This window comes from Cupriavidus numazuensis (genome assembly GCF_905397435.1).
GTDB lineage: Bacteria > Pseudomonadota > Gammaproteobacteria > Burkholderiales > Burkholderiaceae > Cupriavidus > Cupriavidus numazuensis.
Genome location: NZ_CAJPVI010000130.1, coordinates 1 through 4,152, shown reverse-complemented (window position 1 = coordinate 4,152; position 4,152 = coordinate 1). Strand labels below are relative to the sequence as shown.

The window sequence follows — 4,152 nt, the reverse complement described above, 5'->3', positions numbered from 1 at the left end:
AGTCTGCACTTCCTGTCGCAACTGCGCCTCGATCTTGTGGGCATGACCCCACGACAGGGCGCGGTGTTTGCTCGCGTTGGCGTCGATCTTGGTGCCGTCCAGCGCAATGTGGCATAGCTTAGCGAGGCTGTCAGGATATAGCTGGCGATGATTTCCTTCTCTCCCCCGCTTCCGCCCTGCGAACCGGTGCGAGTTTCCATGACCGCGCCCGTGCCGCGCTCGATCACCGACACGGCAAACTGTAGGCGATATCGTGGATCCAGCAGCGCGCGCGCGCAAATCGTAGTCCGGCGCTCGCTGGCATCGCGCAGCAGTGTCACCACGTGCGCGAGAGCCCGGAAGTGGCTCTCGCCTTGATCATCTTGCAATGCTGCCGATCGTAGTGCACGTTGTGCCTGCTGCAGCGACTTTAGGCTCTCATGCACCACCCGGCGCGGATCCAGCCGCAGATATCGCCCTGGCTGGAAATCTACCCGGCGCATGGTGTTATTAAGATCTTCGATGCGTTCCTCGATGATCGCCACTTCGTTCTCGATACTGCCGAGTAACTGTGTTACGCCCTGATCGGAGGATTGGTTGAGGTAGTTCAGGAAGCGCTGCAGCTTCTCCGGCAGGGCCTCCTCGTTAAGTATCTTCAGACGCCCCAAGTATTGCGGCACGTCCTCCAGTTCAGTGCCGACATCGGACAAGGAGCCGGTGTCCTCGCGCTTCGCGTATCCCATGGCGAGAATCAGATCCTTCTCGCAGCGAATAAGCGCTTCGGCGATCTTTCGAAGTTGCTCACGCAACCGCCCTTCCGCCGCTGCCTCGTGCTCCTCCAGCACATCGATCTGCTGCACACCGGACAGGTCAAAATATTGCTGTGCCAGTGCCTGCTGTTTCGCGTCCAGCCCATCGCCGCTTCGCCGGTAGGCACGCTCGCGCTGTGTCAACGCCGTCTCGCGGTCCCGGCGCAAGCCTGCCTGGACGACGCGGCTGTTCTCGCGCGATTCGTTTGTCTTTGTCAACTGCGCCTTGGCGGATTCCCAATCCCGTTTTGCCTTCGCGGTATCCGATCCCGGGTCAACCAAGCCATCCAGGCGCTTGAGCAAACTGGCCAATGTGCGTTCAGCTTCCGGCAGATCGATACCAGACGCTTTCGCCTACCACTAAGCCATGGCTTCCGGGCAGTAGTGCCCATTGACCGGAAACTCTGCCAGTTCACCGAACAATTATCGAATGGGCCATATCGGAAATCGTCTATTGTCCAAAAAACGACACCCGCGACTAACACATCGTCTTTTGTTCATAAAGCCGGCTACGAGAGAAACGGTTGAATGGACTTGCTGTACCCGTGCTGGATGCCCGACGAGAAGAAGCCTCCGCACTCCTGCTTCCGGGTGCAGGGGCCGCACTCGGAGGCATACTCGTTCTTCCAGTCAGATATCGACTTCACGTAGCTGGGCTCGACGTCGGGATTCACCAGGCACAACGGGTGGTTGTAGACCGATGTGTTGAGTCCATAACTTCCCAGAATCCTGACGGCTTTGCTGAGCTCAGCTTTGTAGTCCACCGGGTCAATCCACAGCGCGTCTAGGTTCGCACGCGTAAAGCCGGTCATCTCGAGCCCCATCAACGCAACGTGGTCGACGAACAGCAGGTTGCGAGCGATGAATTCAGCTAGCGCTGGCAGGCCTTCGCAGGTCTGCTTGTGCACCACGACCCGAATCTCGACCTTCTGATTGAGGCGCTTCAGGTTGAGAATGCCACGGATGGTCTCATCGAATGCACCCTTAGCCTGGACCACGTAGTCGTGCCGAGCGGGGTCGTCCGAATAGACTGGGATGCCAACCATCATGTCCGGGTGCTGAACCGCCGCATACTTCTCGGCAAAACTCGCATCGGCAAACGTCCGGCCGTTCGAAAGGATATGCAGAGACGTATGAGGCAACCAGTTCTTGATATGCCGAAGCAGACCAATGAACCCCTCGCCAAACAGGGTGGGCTCGCCGCCGGTGATGCCCAGGGAGCGCGTGTTCCGAGGGATGAGCCGAACGGCGTCCATCGCCTCTTGCAAGAGCCAGCTGTCATCCACCCGCTTCGGGGGCTGCGAGCACATGAGGCAGTAGTTATTGCACTGCTCTGTCAGCAAGATGCTGTTGTGGTCTGAGTTTGCGCGAAACAACGCCCGGACTCGGCCGTCATTGGTCAGGCTGATGACATCCCCGTCATCCAGGTAGCGGAACTCATCGCCTAGCAGAGTACATGGCACACCTTCCTCAATGCCGTCGGGTCGGACATTGAAGCACAAGTAGTGACTGAAGCCTGCCGGGACACTCCTCTCCGATTTGGCCAGGAAAGCCTTGTCTTGGCGAAGCGGCAGAGGCAAGTCTCGATTCGTACTGAGGCTCAGCAGCTGACGCCGCTCCACCTGCTCTTCCAGCTTGATGACACGTCCTGAGAGCTTTAGCATCGATTCACCCACCCCATGAAAATTTCCTTCGCTTGCTCATCGTCGCGAATCAGCCCTAGGAGATGCTTCGTGACACCCATCATGCGCTTGCAAAAATCCGACTCCGGTTTGCGGCCCAGCACATCGCCATGCATACCATGGTGGTACACGGGTTCGGCGCCGCACCACGGCTCGAAGGCACAATCGCTGCACATCGGGGCCGAGAGCGTGAAAGAGTCCTCCAGGGCGTTCAGCAGCGCGTCCGCCGTGAAGATTTGCTCGTACGTGTTTGCATGCACGTTGCCGAGTCGGAAGGTCGTATCCCCCATTTCACGAAGCATCCGGCTCTCATCCGACGCATAAACGTCGCCGTCGTAATTGAACACCACCGCTGCGATGCCAGCCCCGGCAGGGTTCATCAAGTCAACGAAGCCAGGGTCACTCGATGTCAGCATCTTGGTCAGCAGCAGGCTGGCGTAGTACTCGGTAAAGTGCACCCCTGCCTTGTTGAGCTCCAGAATGTAGGCGAGGCCTTCCTTGTAGAACTCCAGCCAGCGTTCGGCGTTGTAGGCTTGAAAGCTCTTGGTCTTCAGCGCGAAACCGTAGGGGGAAAGGTGTCGCAGGAATATGCCATCGAAGCCCAGCTTCACGTACTCGTCGATGATGTCCTTTGCGCGAGTCAGACTCGCCGGTGACGTCGTCATCAATGCCGAGACGGAATCGTAGCCAACGATGTCCCGGGCGCGCCTGAGACCATCGACGAATCGGGCATGGCTATCACGACCAGGACGGGGTCGGTTCTTGTTGTGCAAGTCCTCAGGGCCATCCAGGGAAGAGGACAGGTAGATATTGTGGTCGCTACAATATTCCAGGATTTCGTCAGTCGCCAGGGCCAACGTCGTCGTGATGACAAACTGGAGGTCCCGCCCCTCCGCCCGCCCACGTTTCTCAGCCTTCTCGACCACGTATCGAATCAGGTCGAAGTTGAGCAGCGGTTCCCCGCCCTGAAATTCAATCTTGATGGCTGGGTTGGGCGAACGGAAGACAAGGTCGAGCGCCCTGTCTGCGGTCTCCTGCGTCATGTCAAAGGCCGCCTTGTTCTCGGACTGGCGAGACACCTGACAATATTGGCAGCTATGGTCACAGCGAAGAGACACAACGAACAGGTGCAGGTTCGTAAAATTGGCCAGCTTGCTGTACTTGGTCCGGGTCTTCAGCGCGAGAAGCTCGAGACTGGCAGCGTCGCCCTCCTCCCGCAAGAAATGGCGAGAGCGCAGGGTGATGTAATCGGGGTCAGTTGGCGCGAGGCGGTGCGCAATCAAGGCATCCAGCTTCTGGCGAGACAAGAACGTGAATTCGCCAACGGCATTGGTGAGCACCACCTCATCGTCACCCAGGGCCTCGAACCGTAACGGCAGAAGCTCATACTTGCCGGTGCCAGCAGCCACATAGCTTTCAAGAGGTTGGAACTTGCTCATCCTTGTAGCCCTGTACGTGAGAAAGCGTAGGCCAGTATCAGATTACGGGCGGACTCCGTTTCCGCTTTGATTTGTAGTCGCAACTGCTGGTCCAGCAACTCCCGTTTGAAGTTGGCCAAAATATCCTCCAACGCATGCGGTTATACACAATTGTCCCCATCATCGACGGCTCGTAATCCTCGCAGAGTCTTCGCGGCGACATGAACTTCTTTCAGGCCAAGCCAAATCGTCTTCACGCCGGGC

2 protein-coding genes and 1 pseudogene are annotated in these 4,152 nt (G+C 58.0%); all 3 read right to left on the bottom strand.

The annotated features are described in order from the left end of the window. Positions 1–167: 167 nt before the first annotated feature. Positions 168–482, bottom strand: a pseudogene (locus KHO41_RS41590) (ATP-binding protein); the annotation flags it as partial. Between the two features lie 815 nt (positions 483–1,297). Beyond that, positions 1,298–2,464, bottom strand: a complete 1,167-nt coding sequence (gene hxsC / locus KHO41_RS40695) for a His-Xaa-Ser system radical SAM maturase HxsC (protein ID WP_244874279.1) — start codon at positions 2,462–2,464, stop codon at positions 1,298–1,300. Then, positions 2,446–3,909, bottom strand: a complete 1,464-nt coding sequence (gene hxsB / locus KHO41_RS40690; protein WP_211958844.1) for a His-Xaa-Ser system radical SAM maturase HxsB — start codon at positions 3,907–3,909, stop codon at positions 2,446–2,448. The genes hxsC and hxsB overlap by 19 nt, the downstream gene beginning before the upstream one ends. Positions 3,910–4,152: the final 243 nt, after the last annotated feature.

What these genes read in the sequence shown, in the direction of transcription:
- hxsB (WP_211958844.1), bottom strand. Translation starts at nt 3,909, where the DNA reads ATGAGCAAGTTCCAACCTCTTGAAAGCTATGTGGCTGCTGGCACCGGC.